The sequence below is a fragment of the Maribacter sp. 2-571 genome (assembly GCF_050589625.1).
GTDB lineage: Bacteria > Bacteroidota > Bacteroidia > Flavobacteriales > Flavobacteriaceae > Pelagihabitans.
On sequence record NZ_JBNGOP010000023.1, the window covers coordinates 19,665 to 43,257 of the forward strand.

Annotated in this window: 21 protein-coding genes; 17 read left to right on the forward strand and 4 right to left on the reverse strand. The window is 43.5% G+C overall.

Features of this window, described 5'->3' with window-relative positions; genetic code table 11:
- The first annotated feature begins 136 nt into the window (after positions 1–136).
- From ACRD7P_RS15405 to ACRD7P_RS15415, 3 genes are all read left to right on the forward strand, one after another.
- Complete coding sequence (locus ACRD7P_RS15405; protein ID WP_430908531.1) at positions 137–1,309, forward strand: ankyrin repeat domain-containing protein; 1,173 nt, start codon at positions 137–139, stop codon at positions 1,307–1,309.
- A 15-nt stretch (positions 1,310–1,324) separates the two neighbouring features.
- Positions 1,325–2,668, forward strand: coding sequence for an ankyrin repeat domain-containing protein (locus tag ACRD7P_RS15410; protein WP_430908532.1), 1,344 nt, complete (start codon positions 1,325–1,327; stop codon positions 2,666–2,668).
- A 370-nt stretch (positions 2,669–3,038) separates the two neighbouring features.
- Positions 3,039–3,470, forward strand: a complete 432-nt coding sequence (locus ACRD7P_RS15415) for a hypothetical protein (protein ID WP_430908533.1) — start codon at positions 3,039–3,041, stop codon at positions 3,468–3,470.
- A gap of 274 nt (positions 3,471–3,744) precedes the next feature.
- Here ACRD7P_RS15415 and ACRD7P_RS15420 read toward each other — a convergent pair whose 3' ends face one another.
- The 3 genes from ACRD7P_RS15420 to ACRD7P_RS15430 form a co-directional block, all read right to left on the reverse strand.
- Positions 3,745–4,119 (reverse strand): hypothetical protein, encoded by a 375-nt coding sequence (locus ACRD7P_RS15420; RefSeq protein WP_430908534.1) that lies wholly within the window; start codon positions 4,117–4,119, stop codon positions 3,745–3,747.
- Between the two features lie 86 nt (positions 4,120–4,205).
- Entirely contained in the window at positions 4,206–5,162 is a 957-nt protein-coding gene (locus ACRD7P_RS15425; RefSeq protein WP_430908535.1) for a succinylglutamate desuccinylase/aspartoacylase family protein, read from the reverse strand.
- A 1-nt stretch (position 5,163) separates the two neighbouring features.
- The gene (locus ACRD7P_RS15430; RefSeq protein WP_430908536.1) at positions 5,164–6,054 is read right to left on the reverse strand and encodes a RimK family alpha-L-glutamate ligase; all 891 of its coding nucleotides are present in this window, start codon (positions 6,052–6,054) and stop codon (positions 5,164–5,166) included.
- A gap of 205 nt (positions 6,055–6,259) precedes the next feature.
- On the opposite strand from ACRD7P_RS15430, the gene ACRD7P_RS15435 reads away from it, so the two are divergent.
- From ACRD7P_RS15435 to ACRD7P_RS15495, 13 genes are all read left to right on the forward strand, one after another.
- Positions 6,260–10,123, forward strand: coding sequence for a two-component regulator propeller domain-containing protein (locus tag ACRD7P_RS15435; protein ID WP_430908537.1), 3,864 nt, complete (start codon positions 6,260–6,262; stop codon positions 10,121–10,123).
- Positions 10,124–10,226: 103 nt separating this feature from the next.
- Positions 10,227–11,111, forward strand: a complete 885-nt coding sequence (locus ACRD7P_RS15440; RefSeq protein WP_430908538.1) for a helix-turn-helix domain-containing protein — start codon at positions 10,227–10,229, stop codon at positions 11,109–11,111.
- Between the two features lie 99 nt (positions 11,112–11,210).
- The gene (locus ACRD7P_RS15445; protein ID WP_430908539.1) at positions 11,211–11,813 is read left to right on the forward strand and encodes a zinc-ribbon domain-containing protein; all 603 of its coding nucleotides are present in this window, start codon (positions 11,211–11,213) and stop codon (positions 11,811–11,813) included.
- Between the two features lie 360 nt (positions 11,814–12,173).
- The gene (locus ACRD7P_RS15450) at positions 12,174–12,581 is read left to right on the forward strand and encodes a hypothetical protein (protein ID WP_430908541.1); all 408 of its coding nucleotides are present in this window, start codon (positions 12,174–12,176) and stop codon (positions 12,579–12,581) included.
- A gap of 226 nt (positions 12,582–12,807) precedes the next feature.
- Positions 12,808–13,410, forward strand: coding sequence for a hypothetical protein (locus tag ACRD7P_RS15455; RefSeq protein WP_430908542.1), 603 nt, complete (start codon positions 12,808–12,810; stop codon positions 13,408–13,410).
- Positions 13,411–14,024: 614 nt separating this feature from the next.
- Positions 14,025–14,654 carry an SIMPL domain-containing protein gene (locus tag ACRD7P_RS15460; RefSeq protein ID WP_430908543.1) on the forward strand — a complete coding sequence of 210 codons (630 nt, stop codon included), beginning with the start codon at positions 14,025–14,027 and terminating at the stop codon, positions 14,652–14,654.
- 8 nt (positions 14,655–14,662) lie between these two features.
- The gene (locus tag ACRD7P_RS15465; RefSeq protein ID WP_430908544.1) at positions 14,663–15,370 is read left to right on the forward strand and encodes a hypothetical protein; all 708 of its coding nucleotides are present in this window, start codon (positions 14,663–14,665) and stop codon (positions 15,368–15,370) included.
- Between the two features lie 12 nt (positions 15,371–15,382).
- Complete coding sequence (locus tag ACRD7P_RS15470) at positions 15,383–16,720, forward strand: Kelch repeat-containing protein (protein ID WP_430908545.1); 1,338 nt, start codon at positions 15,383–15,385, stop codon at positions 16,718–16,720.
- On the forward strand, positions 16,705–18,018 hold the full coding sequence (locus ACRD7P_RS15475) for a Kelch repeat-containing protein (RefSeq protein ID WP_430908546.1): 1,314 nt from the start codon (positions 16,705–16,707) through the stop codon (positions 18,016–18,018). The genes ACRD7P_RS15470 and ACRD7P_RS15475 overlap by 16 nt, the downstream gene beginning before the upstream one ends.
- A 330-nt stretch (positions 18,019–18,348) precedes the next feature.
- Positions 18,349–19,017, forward strand: a complete 669-nt coding sequence (locus ACRD7P_RS15480) for a succinate dehydrogenase cytochrome b subunit (protein ID WP_430908547.1) — start codon at positions 18,349–18,351, stop codon at positions 19,015–19,017.
- A gap of 2 nt (positions 19,018–19,019) precedes the next feature.
- Complete coding sequence (locus ACRD7P_RS15485; RefSeq protein ID WP_430908548.1) at positions 19,020–21,023, forward strand: fumarate reductase/succinate dehydrogenase flavoprotein subunit; 2,004 nt, start codon at positions 19,020–19,022, stop codon at positions 21,021–21,023.
- A gap of 75 nt (positions 21,024–21,098) precedes the next feature.
- Positions 21,099–21,845, forward strand: coding sequence for a succinate dehydrogenase/fumarate reductase iron-sulfur subunit (locus ACRD7P_RS15490; RefSeq protein WP_430908549.1), 747 nt, complete (start codon positions 21,099–21,101; stop codon positions 21,843–21,845).
- A gap of 80 nt (positions 21,846–21,925) precedes the next feature.
- Entirely contained in the window at positions 21,926–22,405 is a 480-nt protein-coding gene (locus ACRD7P_RS15495) for a very short patch repair endonuclease (RefSeq protein WP_430908550.1), read from the forward strand.
- Here the strand turns inward: ACRD7P_RS15495 and ACRD7P_RS15500 are convergent.
- Positions 22,402–23,142 (reverse strand): helix-turn-helix transcriptional regulator, encoded by a 741-nt coding sequence (locus ACRD7P_RS15500; RefSeq protein ID WP_430908551.1) that lies wholly within the window; start codon positions 23,140–23,142, stop codon positions 22,402–22,404. The genes ACRD7P_RS15495 and ACRD7P_RS15500 overlap by 4 nt on opposite strands.
- Positions 23,143–23,280: 138 nt before the next feature.
- Between ACRD7P_RS15500 and ACRD7P_RS15505 the strand changes: the two genes are divergently transcribed.
- On the forward strand, positions 23,281–23,577 hold the full coding sequence (locus tag ACRD7P_RS15505) for a hypothetical protein (protein WP_430908552.1): 297 nt from the start codon (positions 23,281–23,283) through the stop codon (positions 23,575–23,577).
- The last annotated feature ends 16 nt before the right edge of the window (positions 23,578–23,593 follow it).

The following is a 23,593-nucleotide window of genomic DNA, read 5'->3' on the forward strand; positions in this document are numbered from 1 at the left end:
TCAGGGGTATCTTTTTCCCTTAATTGGGCGGTTGGGCGACACTTAGGAAAGGTAATCTTTGACATCGGAAAAAAACCGAACACTTCAATAGCAATTTTTGCGTTTGTATGTAACGCATGACATTAAAAAAGCGCCCATGACCCTCCAAGAAGCACTACAGAAACGAGATTTTGAAATAGCAAAGGCCCTTCTCAAAAATGGGGAAACCTTGCCCGAAACCCTTCATGATTACCAACGTACCGGTATTTTTGATACCGTTATCAGGGAAAAGGCTTTTGAGATTATCGATCTTTTTATTGCTAACGATATCATAGAAACGGATATTTATGAGTACGATTCCTTCAAAAAAACTATTTTCGAAAGCATCGTCAAACAGCTTAAAAACGATTCCGATTCGGCCGATTTCTTATCGGGTTTTCTTACGAAGCTAGAAAGTATCAACGATGAACTGGAAGGGCAGACCTTTTTAAAAATGGCGGTCGAAGCAGAAATGGACCCGACCCTGATAAAAATAATGGTCGATGGCGGATGCGATATCAATACCATTGATCGGTCCGAAGAAAACCTCATCCATCAAATCGTTAAAAAGCATGCCCGTAATTATGATAAAGGCCTAGAATACCTGCAATTCTTTTATGAGGAAGGATTGGATATCGACAAACCAAACGCCGCCAAAAAAACACCGCTCCATATTGCGGTCGAATTTCATAAGAACGCCTACATGCAATGGCTGATGGAACAGGGCGCGGATGGCAATGCCCAAGACAAAGAGGGCAACTCTCCCTTCTTTCTTGCCGTTGCCCAAGGCGGTGGATCGGAGAAATACGAAATAATGCGTGCTTACGGCAGCCCGGATTTCGACCAACAAAACAATCGTGGCGAATCCTTGTTATATGAGGCCATACGGATGATGCAGACCGATAGTGCCGAGAATTTGGCACTTTTTAAGTTATTGCTGGAAGATGGTGCCGACCTGTACCAGAGCACTACCAACTATGGTAAAACGGTAGACGCTACCGATGTTTTGGCCGAAAAACCGGTCGCCTTCCTTCAATTGGCCATCGACTCGGGGCAGTTGAACGTCGACCACCAGGATGCAAACGGGAATACCATACTCCATAAGGTCTGCGCCCGGGAAACCCTAAGGGAGGAAAAACGTGCGAAAGCAGTATACAGGGCCGTTAAGCTATTGCTCAATGCCGGTGCCGATCCCACTGTGGTCAACAGTGCCGAAGAAACCCCGATGATGCTTGCTTCAAAAGACGATTTAAAAACCAAGACCGTAGCATTGCTCATTGCCCATAAATAATATAAACTACCGAACATGTCCATGTCATTTATTACCGCCTGCGAGGGCGGCAAACGAAAAATAGCCGAAATTCTTTTAAAAAATAAGGAAGTAGAGGTCGCCTATACCGACGAGAAAGGGCGTACCGCCCTGCACTACGCCGCACATCGCGGGTATCTCGATATCTGTAAAATTTTAATCGAACAAGGCGCAGCACTTGATTACGAGGACCATGCGGGTGAAACCCCTTTTTATTTCGCCTGCCTACAAAAACAAAAACAGACCGCGTTATACTTGCTAGAACAAGGGGCAAAAACGGACATTAGGGACTACAAGGGCAATAGCCTGTTGCATTTATGTGCCGTAAACGGACAGACCGAGGTCGCCGAAAAACTTCTTGAAAGCGGAATGGAGATCGACAATGAGAACAATCAGGCCGAAACGCCCCTGCTCATTGCCTCTGGAAATCGGAACAAAGCCATCATCTCCCTTTTGCTGGGCAATGGTGCCGATATTGGAACGACCGACAAACAGGGCAATACACCACTACTTTTTGCCGTTCGGACCAAAAACATTCCCGTTGTGAGCCTGTTGTTGGACCATGGTTCCGATATCAATTATGTGAACCATGCCGGAGAAACGGCATTGTTGATCGCCTGCCACAGCGGCCATAAAATGCTGATAAAACTATTGGCGGAAAAAGGGGCCGATATGCTGGTATCCAGCAAAAATGGACTCTCCCCGATATGGTATGCCTGTTCCGCGAACCAAAAAGATATCGTACAGCTTTTTCTCGACCATGGTGTAGATGTCAATTACGGCAAGCCCGTGAGCGGAAACGAAGGAAGTATGAGTTCTTATTTGGATTGGGTGGAAACGGCAAACGACATCTCCGTAAACGCCGGATACAGCCTCAACGTTTCCAACAACCTCGGAGGGGAAAGCCTTTTGCACGTTGCCACGAAAAGCGGACACATGAGCATGGTAAAATTGTTGTTGGAACAAGGTGCCGAAATCAATGTTCAGGATGAAAGCGGGAACACCCCGCTCCATTATGCCGCTGCGAACGGAAAAAAGGATGTGGTTAAATTTCTTTTGGACAAAGGGGCCGATATTTCGGTAGTCAACGCAAAAGAACAATTGGCCGTCGATTATTCCAACATTAAAGGTTTTAATGAAATTACGGAGATGATCGTAGCCATAAAAGGGGCGAGCATGCCTACACAGGAACCAAAGGCGGCGTCGACCGCAACGCAACCGGAAGCCGCACCCGTTGTGGATAAGAAAAAGGCATTGCTCGACCTAAAGGAGTTGTTGGACGCCGGTATTCTCACACAAGAGGAATTTAATGCCGAAAAAACCAAGATACTGAGCGCTTGACCGACCGGCATGGCAATTCATGGCCAGGGTTCCATCGGATTCTTTTTGAGCTAGAGAGATGCTCCCATAGAAAACATTACATTTTAACAGTCAATTTACTTACATAAAAAAATCCAAGATACACCCTATCTTTAGCACGGTTTCTGTATCGGAACTTCGTTAGGAGAGTCGAAAATGCAATAGGATCTGTTGATTTCCCGGTTTGGGCACAACCCCAATGCTTCGAGGCTACGGTCAGGCACAAAAAACATCGTGAAACCTTTGGTTTCGAAGCAATTTCGAGCCATAACAGATTTTCCAATACAGAAACCCGGATACCATTTTAACTTTAAAATGGCATTAAAGGAGCCAAACCAGAACTTTTTACCAAATGAAAAGCGTTAAAAGTCTTGACTTTTTCAAGAGTGTTAGGGAAGTGTGGGAATTTGAATTTGGAGTATTCCATTACTTTGATAGACTCGTTATCTCCGAAATGAACGAGGGGGTCGTTTTCAATTGGGAAATGGCCAAAAAAGCGATCAAAGTGGCGCATCAGATCAACGGCGATACCAATCCCATCGCCTACATTTCCAATAGGATCAACAACTACTACGTAGTACCGACGGACTGGGCCAAATTTTATAAAAACAGACAGCAATTGGCGCTTTATTCAGTAGTTGGAAGCACGCAGGGAAGTTTTGCGAGCCTGGTCATGGAACGCATGTTCTTTAAAAAGAATATTCGTCAGTTTACGGACCTTCAAGAGGCTATCGATTGGAGTGTTCAAAAAATGGAGTTACACGCTACTAACGAGGTTGGGTAATCCAGATCAGAAAAGCATCTTACCTTGAACAAAAAGCGACTTTCGATTGGCGTTCACCACCCGTGTTTTTGTTTTGTTCGTACCCTCTACTTTCAAGGTATGGAAAAACGACCAAAAAACTGTGCGGTCGGTTTTGCAAACGTCCGCTATACCGCAATATTGTAATTGGTAGGACCAACTGTCCATATTTTCGATAAAACGAATAGTTGACTTGTGAAAAGCATCGCCAATTCTTCAAAACCGACGCTGCGGTCTGTTTTTGCGGACGCGGACGCTACAGTTCTGCCATGTTTCCAGCGTTGATCTTAATGGTCAAAAACCATAGTAACGCGGCCCATAACCATAAAATCAAGCCGTAGACCACTCGCAATAGTATTTTAGAGGTAATCCTGGTTTTAAGGTAATGCCAAGCAAGACCGGCGAAGAGGAATCCGATGGGAAATGCCCAGCTTACCAAAAGCAAAGCGGGCCATACCCAATCGCCATGCCAAGTGTCAAAATGCGGATGATCTCCCAAGGCGAAAAAAACCAGAAAATACAATAGCGCACCCGTAATACCCATTCCCAAAAACCCTAATACGAACATGATGATACATGCTACTATAGAAAATCTGGTCGTGTAACTAAGGGCTTTCCATTTATCCAACATGCTTGTTTTTTTAACGATAACGTAAAAGAGCTACCTGAAGTAAGCCATTGTGCCGCTTAAGCTGCTAGCTCCCCGATAAGCCATCATCATTTACCGATATGAAATAGCGCATCGCCCTGATTGACGACCGCTTGGTGGTTGATACAGAACAAATGGCCGTCAAAAGGGGCCTTTATCGTTTTGCTCTTTTTGGCATAGGTGTCCGAAACGATACCCATTACCTGGCCCTTTTTCAATACACAACCATTGATTACTTTTGGAATGAACATCCCTGCCGTTGGGGCCCTAAGCCATTTTCGTTCCTGAAGCGAAACCGTAGTGTTCCGGTCGGTATATCCATCGTCCATTATGGGGGCCATGCCCAAATGTTGCATTATCCTTAGCGTACCTTTTATTCCTTCCAAAATTGCTCCATCATCAAAACGCATGCTTTCCCCGGCCTCGTATACCACAGTGGGCTTTCCCATCCGGAACGCCGCATTGCGAAAAGAACCCTTGATCAATTTTGACGGAAAAGAAAAGGGCGCGTTGAACACTTCGGCCATTTTCTTGCTTTCAACATCTTCCTGGGTATAGCGTATTTGGGGAAAATTATGCCGTTGTCCGCCACCGGTATGCAGATCGATTCCGTAGTCGATTTGATGCATGATCTCCGATAGATAATGGTATGCGATACGGCTGGCCATAGAACCCGATCGGGTTCCGGGAAAGCTTCGGTTGACGTCCTTCCCGTCCGGAACGTCCCTGGAAAAGTGGATAAACCCAAAAATATTTAAGATGGGTACGGCGATTACCGCGCCTGCCGACACCTGAAAACGTTTCTCGTCCAACATTCTACGAACGATTTCGATTCCATTGATCTCATCACCGTGCAATCCCGCCTGCACCAAAAGTGTCGGGCCCGGTTTTTTGGCATTAAACACGTAAACCGGTATATCGATCAAGGTTCCCGTAGGCAACCGATCGATACTGATCTTGAGTAGTTTGTTCTCTCCAGGCTGTACCGTTTCACCCCCTACGGTTATCACTGTGTTTTGCGTCATCTTATTTTCGTCTGCTTTTCCCGTTACGTTCTACATATTTTATTATTTCCTGAGCCACGTTCACACCTGTGGCCGCTTCAATACCTTGTAAACCGGGAGAGGCATTCACCTCAATTAACAAAGGCCCTTTTTTAGAGCGAATAAGGTCTACCCCGGCAACTCCCAAACCAATATGCTTAGTGGCATTTAAGGCAATAAACTGCTCTTTTGCCGACAACTTTACCTTCTCGGTTGCCCCACCCCGATGTACATTCGACCGAAACTCCCCCACTTCGCTCATTCGTTTCATACTTGCCACAATTTTATTGCCTACAACAAAAATTCGAATGTCTTCTCCATTGCTTTCTTCAATATATTTTTGAATGAGGATACTGGTATCCATCTTATAAAAAGTATCAATTATCGATTTGGCCGATTTTTTAGTTTCCGCAAGAATTACGCCTATCCCTTGAGTCCCCTCTTGAAGTTTGATAATCACGGGGGCACCGCCCAATATTTCTATTTGCTTTTTTATATTGTCAGGATTGATCGAAAACAGTGTTTCGGGTATAGGAATGCCCTTCCGGGCCATTATCTGTAACGTACGCACCTTGTTCCTTGCACGTAAAATACTAAGAGAGCGCGCTGTACTGAAGATACCGTTCATTTCGAACTGCTTTACAATTGCAGCACCATGCCTTGATACTTTTGCGCCAATTCGAGGAATAATCGCATCGAACTCGTTAGTGATATCTTCCTCCCCCAAGTATATTTGTGGTTTTCCCGCACCCAGCTTTACAGAGCATTTGGTATGGTCAATTCTTTCGACGTAATGGCCAGATTTCTCTGCCTCCTCGGCGATTCGCTTCGTAGAATACACATTCATGCTTACCGAAAGTAATCCGATATCCATTTTCAAATTTGGTTAGGCCTTTAAACCCTATGAAGTTCGGTCAAAAATGTAATCCATACAAGGAAAGTGGCCAATCGTATAAAAATTGTTTCTTTATTCGGTGAATCCAGACTATCTTGTTTCATCGGAAAAGCAGTTTTACAATGATCGTTGGTCTTCGGCACCAAGGGTTCATAGATAGTTCCCCAAACAAAATAATACTGTAATGAGGTTCCCCATATGGTTGGTACTTTTTATTTGCTGCCGTTTTCTTGGCTATGGACAACCAAAACCGCTTTCTTTCCAACCCATCAAAAATGGATTATCAAATGAATGGGTTTCGTGTATTACCCAAGATCAAAATGGCTTTATTTGGGTGGGCACCCAAGATGGGCTTCATAGGTATGACGGGTACCAATTCGAAGTACTTAGAAATTCTCCAGAAAACACAAATTCTATTGCCGCCAACTGGATCAGGGGCATTGCAGTTGACACCAATAAGAATTATTGGTTGGCCACGCTAGGAGGTGGGATTACCCGACTTTCCCCAAAAAACATGTCTTTTCATAATTTTTCTATAGAAAATCCTGAAAAAAATAAGGAAAAAATGGTCTCCCTTATCATGAGGGTCGATGAAAATTATATCGCAGCATCATCTGATGAAGGGTATACCATTTTCAATACAAAAACCAACGCCCATCAGAACTTGAATATCGGAACTTTTAGTGCCCCCATGGCTTTTCACGAAAAAAAGTTATGGTTGGTGGATACAAAAAATCAATTGCTTTCTTATGATTTGCAAACAAAAAAATCTAAACTACTACATCATTTTGAAGAGAATATACGCATACTCGAATACATCCCCGAGGTAGGGCTTTTGGTGGTATTTCCGAACAAAATATTAGTATTGCGCGACAATAAATTTCTAAAGCAAATTGCGGCTCCCAAAGTTTTTCAGGGCTTGACCAAAACAAATAATGGAAACTACTATTTATTCGATAGTTCAACTGTTTATTTGCTGGAGCCTCCCTCTTTGCAATTAAAAAAAGTACCCCTCGAAATGGACCTCTCTGCCACCCATATATCAGCACTCTTTGAAGACCGGCAAGGTACGTTGTGGGTAGGAACCAGTAAAGGGCTTTTTAAAGAAAAAAAGTATCAGGATGCATTTACGAACCAAATTCCCGGGGTACACGCAAGACGCATTTTGAAGCACAACAATACCTTGTATTTTGGAGGACAAAAAGGGTTGTTTAAAAAGCAAAAAGGTCAGTTCAGTCAGTTGCTTGAACAAAATCCAATACTAGGATTACATTCAGATACGGAGGCATTATATGTAAGCTCGGACGCACCTGAAATCTATAAAATTGTCGGTGACACCTTGAACAAGACCCTGACATTTCCGGGCAAAAGTGGTGTCTTGAGGGTTTCAGGGCTGGCCAAAGACCGTAAGGGCAGGTTGTGGGCGGGCACTTGGGAAGGGTTAACGGTATTTGATGAAAACGATGTTTATTTAAAGAGTATTCCGCTAGTGACGACGACGGAAATAAAAGAGTCAAAAATTATGGACATTCATATCGATTCGCTAGACCGTCTTTGGGTGATTACCGTGGGGTATGGTATCTATAGAATAGATGACATCTCTTCAAAAGCGGTAGCCCAAGTATCATCTCAGGTAAAAAACTACACCTTTGAAAAAGGCGATCCTTTTTCAATTACCAGCAATATTATTATGACCATGGAAGAAGATCCGTTGGGCAACTTGTGGTTTGGTTCCGAAATTGGCCTAGTGCGTTATAAAGAAGAGGCCAATGCTTTTGAACGCCTGCAATACCAAGGATCGTTGTTTGACAAAAAAATTATGTCGCTCAAAGCCGATAACAACCAAAATGTTTGGATTAGCACGATCAGTGATGGTATTTATGTACACAACACCCAAAATAGTACTATGCAGCATTTTACCGAAAGTGACGGTTTAATGTCCGATGCTTTCTTGTATGGCTCTGGTTTTTTTGATGCTACCAACGATACCCTCTATTTTGGTACGGATGAAGGCATTCAACAAATAAGTCTTCAAAACTATAGCCCCGAAATACCGATCTACGCTCCTCAAGTAACCGCATTTAATGTGCAAGATGATCAGGGCAGGCAGCTGTTCCAAACAGCCCAAGTACCCTTTTTGCAAAAGGTGCTGTTAGCCCCTGACCAAAACGATTTTTCGGTTCGATTTTCGGCGATGGATTTCATCAATCCTAATAAAATAAGGTATAGTTACAAACTGGATGAAGACCCTTGGAAAGTAACAGATTTGCAAACCGCCTATTTCACTAATGTTCCGCATGGCAACCACACTCTTACGATAAAACCGTTTTATGAAGGTTTATCGGAGAACAAGATAGTCTCCCATTTAGATATTTATATTGCCCCTTCATGGTATTTGACCTCCTTGGCCAAAACCATATATGTACTTCTATTCCTTGGTGTTTGCTTTGGGTTTTATCGCTATTTAAGATGGCGGTGGAACATGGAGCTCAATCTTAAATTAAAGGAGGAAGAAACAGAGCGTTTGCAAAACCTGAATGTGTTTAAATCAAAATTATACACCAACATTGCCCACGAATTCAAAACACCCCTCACCTTAATTTCGGGACCAATAGAAAAAGAGTTATCCAATATAACCAGTTTTGATAAGGATTATTCGAGTCTATCGATGATTAAAAGAAATACCCAACGTTTGATAGGCTTGGTAGACCAACTATTGCAGCTTTCAAAACTAGAAGAGGGAAAATTAGTGGTGCAGTTGCAAGAGGCAGAGCTTGGCCTTTTCATTCATAGCATTGCCAATTCTTTTGAGTATCAAGCCGACGAAAAGGGCCTATCATACAAAACAGCTATAGAACCGACGGGAGTACGACGGTATGATGAAGATATTGTGGAGAAAATAGTAACAAACCTTCTTTCCAATGCGTTTAAATATACAGGCCAAAAAGGATCTTGCAATATTCAGCTATCGGCGACAACAAGTAGCATTGCCCTCTTGGTTAAAAATACGGTACAGGGGCATTTTGAAATACAGCCGGAAAAATTATTCGACCGGTTTTACCAAGAAGACTCAGAGGCTGAAGGTATGGGTGTGGGACTCTCTTTGGTAAAAGAGTTGGTTACCTTATCCAAAGGAACTATCAATGCATATATGGAAAATGAAAACACTATTGTTTTTAAGGTAGAACTTCCAGCCGAATTGGTAGAGCAACCTTCGAGTGCGACCCAAAGGAACATTCACAAAAATCAGAAACCAAATGCCTATGAAAATGGCCCAAATGATGAAGAGCGACCTTTATTGCTGGTGGTAGAGGACCATCAGGAAATACGATCTTTTATTCGGCAATCGCTACAAGATACCTATGAAATTCTTGAAGCTCAAAATGGGAAAGTTGGTTCTGAAGTTGCTTTCGAAAAGGTTCCGGACATTATTGTTTCCGATGTTCGAATGCCCATCTTAGATGGTATTGCCATGTGTAACCTCTTAAAGGTTGATGAAAGAACATCTCATATTCCCATAATTCTACTTACGGGAGACGATACTTCAAAAATGGAATTAAAAGGGCTTACCTCAGGAGCGGATGATTTTGTAGGAAAACCTTTTAAAATTCGACTTTTGGAAAAAAGAATACAAAATCTAATCAGCACACGCAAAGCTTTACAACTAAGATACGGCCAAGAATTGATCTTAAAACCAAAAAACATTATTGTAAATGCGGCCGACGAAGTTTTCTTGAATAAAATACAGCAGATTTTAGACACTCATCTCTCAGAACCTACCTTTAATGCTGCTGAATTTAGTAAGAAAGCCCAAATGAGCCGTATGCAATTACATAGAAAACTCCTTGCTTTTACAGGCCTTTCCACCTCGGCCTTTTTGCGTTCTCAACGGTTAAAACAAGCACAACAACTGTTACAGGATTCAGATTCCACCATCAATGAGGTAGCCTATGCCGTTGGCTTCGGAACACCTTCCTACTTCATGAAAAGTTTTAAGGAATCCTTCGGCCAAACTCCTTCTGAATATGTTGCTTCACTCGATAAATAATAAGGTTTGCAAGTCAAAGTTACATTTGAACAGTACTTTGTTACATACCTACAGTAGGGCAAAATACCTACCCCGTAATTTTGAGTTTAAAAAATTCAAGGTTATGAACACGCACCATCATTCGAACGATGCTCTTGATGAAATTAGGGCCATTAGCTTTTTTTCAACATCGCTTTATCAAAAGGAATCTGTGGAGGAAGTACTTTGGGATATTACCAAAAACGTCATTCATCAATTGGGTTTTATAGATTGTGTCATCTATACCTTTAACAAAGAAAAAAAGTGTTTACAACAACGGTCGGCCTATGGACAAAAAAACCCGCATGGCGATATCATTTACAACCAAATTGAAATTTCGTTGGATGAAGGAATCGTAGGAAGTGTAGCAAGAAACAAAAAAGCCGAGCTCATTCCGCATACCTTGGAGGACCCTAGGTATATTGTGGATGATGAAAAACGGCTATCGGAAATATGTGTCCCCATCCTCGTCGATGATTCGCTCTACGGAGTGATCGACTCCGAACATCCTGAGAAACATTTTTTTAACGAAAAGCACTTACACCTCCTGACCATTATTGCTGCACTCTGTTCTCAAAAAATAAAAGAGCTAACAACACAAACGCGAAAACCGTTGACCACGGCGAACAAATACTTCAAGAAGTTGGAGCTTTTAATGCGCACTAACAAAATTTACCGTAATCCCAACCTCAGCCTAGCCTCTACTGCCGAGCTCTTAGGCATATCGGGGTGCTACTTATCGAGTATAATCAATTCAATCAACCAGATAAGTTTTATCGACTATATCAACCAATACCGTATTTCAGATGTGAAGAAAAACCTGCATTCACAGCATTACGCGCATTACACCATTGTATCTGTAGGCTTGGAAGCGGGCTTCAACTCCAAATCTGCCTTTTATACTGCATTCAAAAAGTGGACCGGTATCACTCCATCTCAATACCAACAGTCGCAATTGGTATTGTCCTGATTCTTTAAAAGCAAAACAATTGGGATTACTTCCTTTTGACCCAAAGTACCTTTGGATGTACTTCACTGAACATCTTACAAATATTTAAAAAGTTAGTAGATGATAATTTATGGTAGTAAAGCGGTTCATTTAAAATCCAAACAGTCAAAAACAACAACCTGTCCCAACTGCAGAACGATAGGTTCTGTGGTTTTAAGTGTATATAGAAGACACGCCCACATTTTTTGGATTCCGTTATTCCCCATAGGTAAAAAAGGAGTTTCTCAGTGCCAACATTGTAAAAATCTTCTTAAAATCAACGAGATGCCAGAACCCATCAAAAGAGAATACAACGCTTTAAAAAAAGAAACCAAGGGACCTATCTGGCAATTCACAGGGCCTGGTATACTTACAGCCTTGGTCGCTTGGGGTGTTTATGCAGAAGGGGAACGCAAAAAACGCGATATGGAATATATTTCGGCTCCTATGAAAGGGGATATTTACGAGTATAAGGTTGCATCAGGGAGCTATTCTACGTTAAAAGTAACGCGCCTTTCACATGACAGCGTATTTGTATCGCCGAATGACTACGAAATAAGTAAAAAGAGCGGTTTACATACGATTGATAAATCTGAAAATTATTCAGACTCGATTTATGGAATCTCAAAAAATGAGCTCCGAGAAATGTATGGTTCAGGAGTAATTTTTAATATCGGTAGATAACATCTTTTTATCACAATGACCGCAATTGGATAAGGCTAGGCAATTTATGATCATTGGGACTCGTTTTGGAAAGTTTCCCAAATCAAAAAGTGCTAATCGTTTACCCGTGTGCCGGCCAAGGCCGAATTCACTTGACTTACCCTAAACGATATTCAAGAAGAAAGCACCATAAGTGTGGTCCGGGTAAAATTTATGCACTATCCAATTCATATGTCATTCATGCGCTTCAAGTAGTTCCCCCATCAAGCAACGAAAAGGATGGTCACAAGGTTGTCCTAATTCTTTAAGATCAAAACATTCGGGACATCGTCTTAACGGGGTGCATATAAGTTTGTAGTGATAATCTTAAAAAGAAAAAATATGAATACTATAAAGAGAATTGGACAGGCGCTGTTCATGACCCTGTTATTGGTTGCATGTTCCCCTGAAGACGGTTCGGATGGTGCCATTGGGCCTCAAGGAGAACAAGGACCTGCCGGGCAGGGAGAGCAAAGGGAAATAGGCGCCGCCAATGTGATTTACTCCGATTGGATTCCAAGTGATTTCGCAGAAGGTGGTGGACTACTTCAAAAATTGTTTGTTCGTACCAGTACTGACGAAAGCAATAGTTTAAACATCAATTTAGATACCAGTACCGTAATGGTATATGCAAGAGGAGATGTGCCGCTTGTACTAGGTGACGAAACATTCCCACTCCCTTATATTACAGGAGCTGGGGACAGATATACCTTCACAATCAACGACGGGCAAATTGGGGCTGTGGTGTAACATCCAATGTTGCTAACAACGATTTTGACGTATTTGATGACTATAGGTACATAATCATTCCCGGGGCACAGTCAACTGGGGGCAAATCTTCGTCTATACACTACAACAAAATGATTTATCAAGAGATTATCGAGCACTTTACTATTCCAGAATAAATAGCATACAAACGCCTGAGAAATGGCAGCGTAGTATTCCCCCAAATACTAATAATTTAAAACAAAAAACGATGAAAAAAACGATGAAATTGACAAGGACATTTTTTAGTGCACTTTTTGTGGCAAGCTTACTATTTGCCTGCTCTCCAGAAGATGGTGAGGATGGTGCCATGGGGGTCCAAGGAGAACAGGGGCCGCAGGGAGCTGCCGGGGCCGACGGTGCCCAAGGGGAACAAGGGGAAGTAGGTTCGGCCAATGTAATCTACTCTGGCTGGATTCCATCAGAATTCGACAACAACATTATTGCCACCAGTGATTCCTTTTTAATAGATGCACCAGAAATGACCAATGACTTCATTGAGCAGGGCATTATTTTGGTATATGGGCGTTCTACGCCCAACCCTATTACCATTGATACCGACGTGTTTTCCCTTCCAATCGTATTTGGGGTGGCACGTCAACAATCCTACTACTTCAGAGTAGAACAAGCTGGGGAGCTGTATATCGCAATGGCCTCTACTGTTGAAGGACAAAGCGCAGGAGTCCCATTTTTTAGTGAATACCGGTATATTTTAATTCCTGGAGGGCAAACTACAAGTGGTAAGGCTACCCCCTTGGATTACACCAAAATGACCTACCAAGAGCTTACCGAACACTTCGGAATCGAAGAATAAGAAAATGGTTAGTGTTTCCCCCAACAATACGGTAACATGCCGGGTTGGGGGAAATTATGTTCTTATACCCTTTCCCAAATTTTCCACTCTTATAAAACTAAAATTCTTTACAAATGAAAACAACAAATAAACTTGTTTGCCAAAGTGCTCTTTTGCTCCTATTCGCATGTGGAAAAGAGGAAGTAACTGATAATACCTCTTTAGGATCCAATAACCTAGGAGGTCTCACAACCAAACCCTGATCGGTAGCTGCGGCATTAATTGAAAAAGAAGTGGTCTTTGAAGGCCGCACCTTTCATACCTCTTTGGTCTATAACAAAAAAAGTGGGGCATGGCGGGTTATACCGGAAATACAAAGTTCTTAAATGACATATGGCGTAGTAGTGATGGCGTTACCTCGGACAAGGTAAGTTTTGATTCCAACTTCAAAACTCGAGTCGAACATACGTCTGTCGTATTTGACGATCGCTTTTGGGCTATTACTGGGTATCCGTTAATCTCGTAGCCCACAAAAACGGGTGTTTATACCGAAGGCCGCTACTCAGATGTTTGGTCTTGTGGAAAGTAAACCCGTTGCAACGACCTGGAACGTGACTAACAAAAAATGAAAAAAAATGAAATTACGGATAAGACTATTTGCTCTATTACTGACCCTGTTCTCTTGTAATCTAAGAGCACAAGAACAACCCAATACCATAAAGGTAAGTGCCCGTGCGATTCATTTAGATGCTACACCGCTATTTAAGGCCACCGTATCGCTCAGTGGCACCTACTCGAGCCTCCCCCCCGAAATGGTAACGCTTGAAAAGTTAAAAAAGCAATACAAAGATGCTCTTGAAGCCAAAAATATTGCATGGAACGATTTAAAGGAAAATCCAAACGTTTTTGGGTATGAAACCCTTCGATATGAAAAAGAAGGTACGCTCTATGAATTCCGAACCGAATCGGTAGACAAAATGAAAAAATTTCTTCAGGTAAAATCATTGGGAGTACAGGTTTTAAACTACGATGCAATTGTTACCGTTGATGACGACGAAATTACCCAACTCAGTAAAAAAGCCTTGAGCAATGCTACAGAAAGAGCAACTGCCATTGCCCAGGCTATGGGCAAACAACTGGGCGAAGTAAAAGAGGTCGAAGATTTGAACAACCGTTGGGGCGAAGAAATCGTGAGTACTATCTACTATGACCGCGATCCGGGAGAATATATCTATATAATCAATGTAATTTTTACGGTAAAATAATACTAGTTATGAAACGCACCATGCCGATTTTAGCCCTTCTTTTTCTCGTAATTGCCTGTAGCAAAAACGATAGCCCTCCATCGGGTACCATACGATTCGAGTATGCGGAAGAAGAAATCAATACCACTTTCAGAACAGTTGGCAGTATTGCTCCGAGTATCATTCAATGGAACGGGGAAGTTGGCACTTATAGCATCACTTCTTCCTCGGAAATACTACAGCGTAACCACATCGTATTCGATAGTCTCACCGGTCTGCTGTCATGGGGCAAGGACTTTCCTTTGGGCACCTACGATTTTGTCATTACGGCCGAGAGTGAGGGAAGAACCCAAACAGTGGAAATTCTATTAATCAATACGCTAACCAAGGCCTTCTTTAGCGGTGGCTTGCAAATGGTAGACCCGGACGCGGAAGATTTAAATTATTCAGAGATTCCTCCGGACTACAGTCTTTCACTAAATGAAGACGGTACTATTTACATGGAACGCTATAGCAACCCGGCCTTTGAGGCTTCCGGCACATGGGCTGCCGTTTCAGGAGGATCCCTGCTGATAGAATTCACAACAAATCTTTCCGGAGGAGACGTCACGTATATGAGAGGATTTTTATCAAATTCCTTAAATACACCAAGTTTTTTAGGCACCTACGGATCAGGCATCGACGAAAATCAGGAAATCGTAAACCGAATCGGAATATTCCGATTTGAATGGGACTAAAACAATCTTAGTATGAAACATATTCTCAAAATACTCCTGTTTCTCTTTCTATTTACGGCTTGTAAAAAAAACGATGACGACAATGAACAGATAAATACGGCTCCCGAGGCCTTTGCCTTGCTTACCATTAAAAACGAAGCGGAGAATACTTCGTTGAACCCTACATTCACATGGCAACCTGCAACCGATGTTGATGGTGACTTGGTAGTCTATGACCTTTATTTGGAGATACTAAACGGCACTGGGCCGCTAATTGTGTTGGGCGAAAATCAGCCACTACCCGACCCGACCATTATTCTAGCACAAGGCCTTACCGTCCCCAGTTATACCGTACCCGACTCACTGCCATTAAATAGTGGATTTACCTGGAAGGTAGTGGCTCGCGACAATCAGGGAGGTATTGTTGAAAGTGACATCTTTCGCTTTTCCACAAGGCTCTTAAATTTACGGGAAGAAGCGCTTACACCCAATGGCTCCTTTGATGTTCGTGAAGGTCATGGCAGCATATTCTTCAAAGATAAGTTTTGGATCATTGGAGGAGTAGCCAACATCGAAGACCTTAATAATGACGTATGGTCGAGTAGCGATGGGGAAAATTGGGTGTTGGAAACTGCCGATGCCGGGTTTAGCGGCAGAGCACAATTTGGAATCACCATTTTCAACGACCGAATCTTTGTAGTCGGTGGTTTCACGAGTGGTAGTCTCTTGAACGATGTCTGGAGTTCGACCAATGGTATTGACTGGGTGCAGGAAACCGCCAATGCCAATTTTACCCCAAGAGCACAAACAAAACTCTTAGCATATAAAGATAAGCTATACGCATTGGGAGGCTTGGAAAACTTTTTTGATGCGACTACGGGAAGTACCAAGGAAGTCTGGAGCTCAACAAATGGTATTGATTGGGAACAAGAAACCAATGCCGCTCCGTACTTCGCAAGGTATGGTTTTGAGGCAACTGTATTTGATGATAAGATGTTCGTTATCGGCGGTGCGCTTGCGGACACAAACGAAGAAACTTCAGATGTTTGGTTTTCAACCGATGGTGAGAATTGGAATGAGATACAACAAACCGGAAACCGTTTTTCGGAGCGTGTTTTTTTTAATAGTACCGTCTTTAAAGATAAAATTTGGCTTACCGGTGGGTCTGTTGAAAATGCAATGGAAGCTACCAACTATACCGATTTCTGGTCGAGCAGCGATGGAATAACTTGGAAGAGAGAGGCTCAGGACGCAGGTTATGGCACTCGTTTTTTTCCAACGCTGGTGTCCAATACAGATTATATGCTCCTAATAGGAGGGGGAGAAATTTCTACCAACAACAAATTCAACGACGTATGGAAATTCGACTAATGTTTCATTGGATAAAAAAATTGACCTTGTTGCTACTATGTACAGCGTTCTTTGTAGGCTGCAGCAATGATGCATCGGACAACCCGGCAATTCCACCCGAGGAACCGGCACCGGAGCCTGCACCTGAAGAAGAATCAACGAACCAAGCACCTGATTCGTTCGATCTGATTTCAATAGAAAATGAAACGGTAGATGCTACTCGCATCCCCACATTTCAATGGCAGGTCGCCACCGATCCCGACAACGACCCAGTAACCTATGACCTATTCATCGGCACACAAGACCCCCCAACCGTACTTTACAAAGAAAATTTAAGCACTACCAGTATTGAAATTGAATCACCCTTGGCGCTTTTGAAAGATTATTTCTGGAAAGTGACGGCCAAAGACGACAAAAATGCAACCACCGAAAGTGCTGTTTTTAACTTTACGACCCGAAATTTAGATATACCAGAAAACCCAACGGTTACGGAGGGGCCTTTCTCAGAACGGCGACAACCGGCAAGTACCATTTTTATCAACAAAATGTGGCTGATTGGAGGGTTTGATACCAATTCAAATTTCCTAAATGATATATGGCAAAGTGAAAACGGAACCGACTGGGAATTAGTGACCGATAACCCGGCGTTCAATGGCCGCTGGGATCATACCCTTACCGCATTCGATGGAAAACTTTGGCTTATTGGTGGTTATGACGGTGACGATTATCTCGAAGATGTTTGGTATAGCGAAGACGGTACTGAATGGCAAGAAGCAGATGTAAGCAGCTCATTTCCTGAAAGAGGAAGGCATACGACCCTTGTATATGACAATAAGCTTTGGGTTATTGGCGGGTATAATGGTGGTTCCCTAAGTGATGTTTGGTATAGTGAAAATGGCACGGAATGGCTTCAAGCAACCGGTGAAGCAGCCTTTGGCAAAAGATCCATGCACGCCTCAGTAGTATTCGATGAAAAACTTTGGGTCATCGCCGGATCCGACGGCACTCGTAGAAATGACAGTTGGTATAGTGAAAATGGCGCGGATTGGGTACTTGCCAACAATAGCAGCGGCTTTAGTCCAAGAATTCGTCATACAGCACTGGTTTATGACAATAAAATCTGGGTAATGGGCGGCGCTAACCCAGGTACCATAGGAGATATCTGGTACAGTGAGAACGGCATCGACTGGTCAGCGGTACAAGATGAACATCCCTTTCCAGAAAGAAGCGACCATACAAGTCTGGCATTCGATGCCAAGATTTGGGTGCTATGTGGGTACGACGGCACTTCAAATAATGAGGTATGGTCCTTTGATTGACACCTCTAATGTGAAGGCTCAGAATCTAACAATTGGACTGAAAACTTTAAAGGTCTGCCCGAGTTCGTAACAAGTCTGGACCCACACGTTATAGATGATATCACATTTCAACAGAGCTTGCTGTCGATAATTATAAAGGTTTTAAAAGTGGTTACAATCAATAACCGCTTTTTTGTTTAACGATATTAGTCTGTATAGCCCCTTTTGCGAATCTTCGTTGAACGCAATGAAAATCTTTCTTAGAATGTTTCCTAATAAGATACTAAAGCCTTACAAAGTTTGTTAATAACTTGGTTCTACTGTATTTTTGTAAAGCTAAATTGTCAACTAATGAGCGGATTGATAAAATCTTCAATTGCCCGAAAAATAGTGATGGCCCTCTCGGGACTTTTCCTAGTATTTTTCTTGGCGCAACACTTTACCATTAATATTACTTCTGTAATTGACCCGGAAACCTTCAACACCTGGTCGCATTTTATGGGATATAACCCTTTGGTGCAGTATCTTTTGCAGCCGATTTTGATCGCTGGGGTAATCATACATTTTGTAATGGGTTTCATTTTGGAAATACAGAACAACAAAGCAAGGGGAACCAATTACGTAAAATATAAGGGAAGCGCGAACGCCTCATGGCTATCCCGCAACATGATCATCTCCGGTGCGGTCGTATTGGCGTTTCTCGGCTTGCATTTTTATGACTTTTGGTTTCCGGAAATGGCCTATAAATACATCGAGAGCAATCCCGAGGACGCTACCCGTTACCACGAGGAGACCGTTCACAAATTTGAACCCTTCTGGAGAACCATACTGTACATCGTTTCCTTTGGTCTGTTGGCGCTGCATTTATTGCATGGCTTCGCAAGTTCGTTCCAGACCATGGGCGTCAACAACAAATACTCGGCGGGCATTAAACTATTCACAAAGGTATTTGCAGTAGCCATACCATTAGGATTTGCCTTTATTGCGATATACCATCACCTTAACCCGATAACACATTAATTATGGGCATATTGGATTCAAAAATACCTAAGGGACCATTAGCGGACAAATGGACCAACCATAAGAACCACATCGAACTGGTGAACCCGGCCAACAAGCGCAATATCGATGTGATTGTCGTCGGTACGGGACTTGCCGGAGGTTCGGCAGCGGCCACATTGGCCGAGTTGGGTTACAATGTTAAGACCTTTTGTTATCAGGATTCCCCTAGAAGGGCCCACTCCATCGCCGCACAGGGCGGAGTGAACGCCGCTAAAAACTACCAAGGCGACGGGGATAGCGTATACCGACTTTTCTATGATACCGTAAAGGGGGGCGATTATCGCTCGCGTGAGGCCAACGTGTATCGTTTGGCACAGGTATCAACAAATATTATCGATCAATGTGTGGCCCAGGGCGTTCCCTTTGCAAGGGAGTACGGCGGACTTTTGGATAACCGTTCTTTTGGAGGGGTTTTGGTCAGTAGAACGTTTTACGCCAAAGGACAGACCGGGCAACAACTGTTACTGGGAGCCTATGCCGCAATGAACCGACAGATCCAAAGAGGCAAGATCAAATCGCATACCCGGCACGAAATGTTGGATATCGTTTTGGTGGATGGTAAGGCACGGGGCATCATCGCAAGAAATTTGGTTACGGGAGAAATCGAGCGCCACTCGGCACATGCCGTTGTTTTGGCGACCGGCGGTTACGGTAACCTCTTTTTTCTTTCCACCTATTGTATGGGGGCCAATGTAATGGCGGCATGGAAAGCACATAAACGGGGCGCATTTTTTGCCAACCCCTGTTTTACACAAATACACCCGACCTGTATCCCCGTATCGGGAGACCATCAATCAAAACTGACTTTGATGTCGGAATCGCTCAGGAACGATGGGCGTATCTGGGTTCCAAAACGACTCGAAGATGCCAAGGCCATTCAGGAAGGAAAACTAAAACCGACCCAATTAAAAGAAGAAGATCGCGATTACTATCTGGAACGGCGCTATCCCGCCTTTGGTAACCTTGTACCACGTGATGTGGCCTCCAGAGCGGCAAAAGAACGTTGCGATGCCGGTTTCGGCGTCAATAAGACCGGAGAAGCGGTTTACCTCGATTTTGATTCCGCCATCATGCGATACGGTAGGGAAAAAGCGTTGACCTCCGGTATTAAAGACCCGGACAATAAAACGGTACGCGAATTGGGAGAAAAAGTAGTAGAGGCCAAGTATGGCAACCTTTTTCAGATGTATGAGAAAATCGTAGATCAAAACCCGTACAAAACACCGATGATGATCTACCCTGCGGTGCATTACACCATGGGCGGTCTATGGGTCGACTACAACTTGCAAACTTCCATCCCAGGTTGTTACGCCGCGGGAGAGGCCAATTTTAGTGATCACGGCGCAAACCGATTGGGTGCCTCGGCACTGATGCAGGGGCTGGCCGACGGCTATTTTGTGCTTCCCTATACCATTGGGGACTACCTCTCCAAAGATATCAGGACCGGGGAAATTTCTACCGATCTGCCCGAATTTGAGGCAGCGGAGACCCATGTTAAAGAGCGGATTACCAAATTGATGTCCGGAAACGGCACCCATTCGGTAGACTACTACCATAAAAAATTGGGGAAAATCATGTGGAACAAATGCGGTATGAGCAGAAATGCAAAGGAACTGCAGGAGGCCATAGACGAAATTGCGGCCTTACGGGCCGATTTCTGGGAAAATGTGAAAGTTCCGGGAACTGCCGATAACAAAAACCAAGAGTTGGAAAAAGCAGGGCGTGTTGCCGACTTTTTGGAACTAGGGGAACTTTTTGCAAAAGATGCCTTGACCCGTAACGAATCGTGTGGGGGACATTTCCGAGAAGAGTATCAAACACCCGAAGGAGAGGCGTTAAGGGACGACGAGAACTTTAAGTTCGTTTCCGCTTGGGAATACAAAGGAGAACCCAAAGACGCCGTATTGCACAAGGAAGAATTGGTGTATGAAAATATAGAGTTGAAAACACGCTCGTACAAATAGACAGATTGCAAGTATTCCGAACTATCATATAGCGGTACTGCGGTGAATTCAAATAGTGATTCAAAAAAAATTGACATGAAACTAAACTTAAAAATATGGCGTCAGAAAAACGCCGATACGAAGGGAGAAATGGTCAGCTATCCCCTGAACGGGATAGAAGAAGACATGTCTTTTTTAGAGATGTTGGATGTTTTGAACGAACAATTGATCAACAAAGGGGAGGAACCCGTGGAATTCGATCATGATTGTAGGGAAGGTATTTGTGGTACCTGTTCCCTAATGATTAACGGAAGGGCCCATGGACCCGATACCCGTATCACGGCCTGCCAATTACACATGCGCAGTTTTAAGGATGGTGACGAAATTGTTATCGAACCCTGGCGCGCAAAGGCGTTCCCGGTAGTAAAAGATTTAATCGTGGACCGTTCTGCCTTTGATAGGATACAACAGGCCGGTGGATACATTTCGGTCAATACTTCGGGTAGGCCCGTAGACGCCAATGCAATCCCAATAGAAAAAGAAATGGCCGACAAAGCTTTTAATGCAGCCACCTGTATCGGTTGCGGAGCCTGTGTAGCCGCTTGCAAAAATGCAAGTGCGATGCTCTTTACGTCGGCAAAAGTATCACAGTTCGCCCTATTGCCCCAAGGGCAGGTAGAGGCCACTGAGCGGGTGCAGAACATGGTACGCCAAATGGATCTTGAAGGTTTTGGGAATTGTACCAATACCGGTGCTTGCGAAGTGGAATGCCCCAAAGGGATTTCGCTAGAAAATATAGCACGAATGAACCGTGAATACCTTGGCGCTTCCGTGAAAGGCTAATTTCCGTAGCAGACATGCTGAAAACGTTTCGTCAGACCCGTGGTATCGTTCAAATACTTCGGGTCTGACTATCTTTATATATGTCCAAAAAATATCAGGAACAACCGATAAAAGTACCTCGCTTTAACGAAGCGGCCGGCTTTTACACCACTCCCCAAAGGTCAAAGATCATGGGCAAGATCCGGGGCAAGAATACCAAACCCGAACTGGCCTTTAGAAGGGCCCTATACGCCGCGGGCTATCGCTATCGTATCGATTACAAAAAGTTGATCGGAAAACCCGATATCGCACTTAAGAAGTACAAGACGGTGGTTTTTATCGATGGGGAATATTGGCATGGGTACGATTGGGAACGGCGCAAACCCAAGATCAAGACCAATCGGAAGTTCTGGATCGCCAAAATAGAACGGAACATGCAACGGGACCGCGAGGTAAATGCCGAGCTAAAACGGCTGGGATATACCGTATTTCGGTTTTGGGAACGTGAAATAAAACAGAATTTGGAGGCCTGTGTCCAACAGGTGACCACCCATTTGCAAAACACCGCAACGGCAAGCTAGACCGGAACTTCTTTTCTGCAAAGGGCAAAAATCTGGGACACCTCATCCAACGCCAAAGTAAAATCGGCATACTCGGGAGAGTCGTTAAAACTGTGACAAGTGAGGGTACCGGTACGTTCGTCCCAGCCGACAACCTCTTTGCACAATACGCCTTCGGCATAAACCATAATAAAGATCCCTCCTTTGTCCAAAAACCGACCTACATTCTTTTTGGGCACCAATTCGCCCAGCACCACGGAATGGATGGGAATTCCATTGGCCAGACCGTTTTCCATGGCCCTGCTATCCATTTCAAAGGCAACGTACGTTTTGGCCCTACCTTCTTCCAGCATAAAGCTTGTCCGCGGACATTTCAACATAAAATCGTCGTCACTAAAACGATCGGCATAGGTCTTTTGTTGGACAGTACTTAGAAAAGGAGCCGTAACCAGGTATTTGCCCTCCCCTAATGGCCTAAACTCGTTGTTGCCGTAAAACTGATTGCCGTCCAAACCATAACCCCCTCCATTTTCGGCCAGTTCGAGGCGATACAGTTCGGAGAGACTGACCTCAAAATATTGCGCAATCTTTGTAAGATTTTTTATAGGGATATTGGCGTCTTTCTTCTCATACAACTGTATTGTACGTAAACTCACACCGATGACGTTGGCCAAATCGGTCTGATTTATATTTTTTTTACGTCGGAGTTGCTTTAATATGAACATAAAATCATAGTTTTGTGTAATAATCTTACACATATGAAATTATTTACCTCAAATAACTACACATGTCTGTAATTCAATTACAGACAAATATAGGGAAATATGCCATTTTCCCCTCGTATTTAGGCCGCTGCCGGACACATAACACGTATTCCATAACCTAAACAACATATTATGATGATTTTTGACGAAAAAGACTTCGGAAAACCACTAGACGAAAGGCTATCCATTACCCTTAGGCGAAACACCAGCAAAGACGATTACGCCAACGTAGCGGGCCGTACCAGCATCAGTTTTTCCACCATTCGCGACGTGATCTACCGCACAAATAGTTTGACCAAAGCCAACTCTAAGGCCATACGTGCACTGGTCCGCATCGCTTTTGACAATTCCCTTGCCAAACAGTTGCAGGCAGAGGGCGATAAAAAGTACTTGGATCGCCTGTTAGAGCCATATTCCAGACAGCTATAGCACGTTTTCTTTTTCA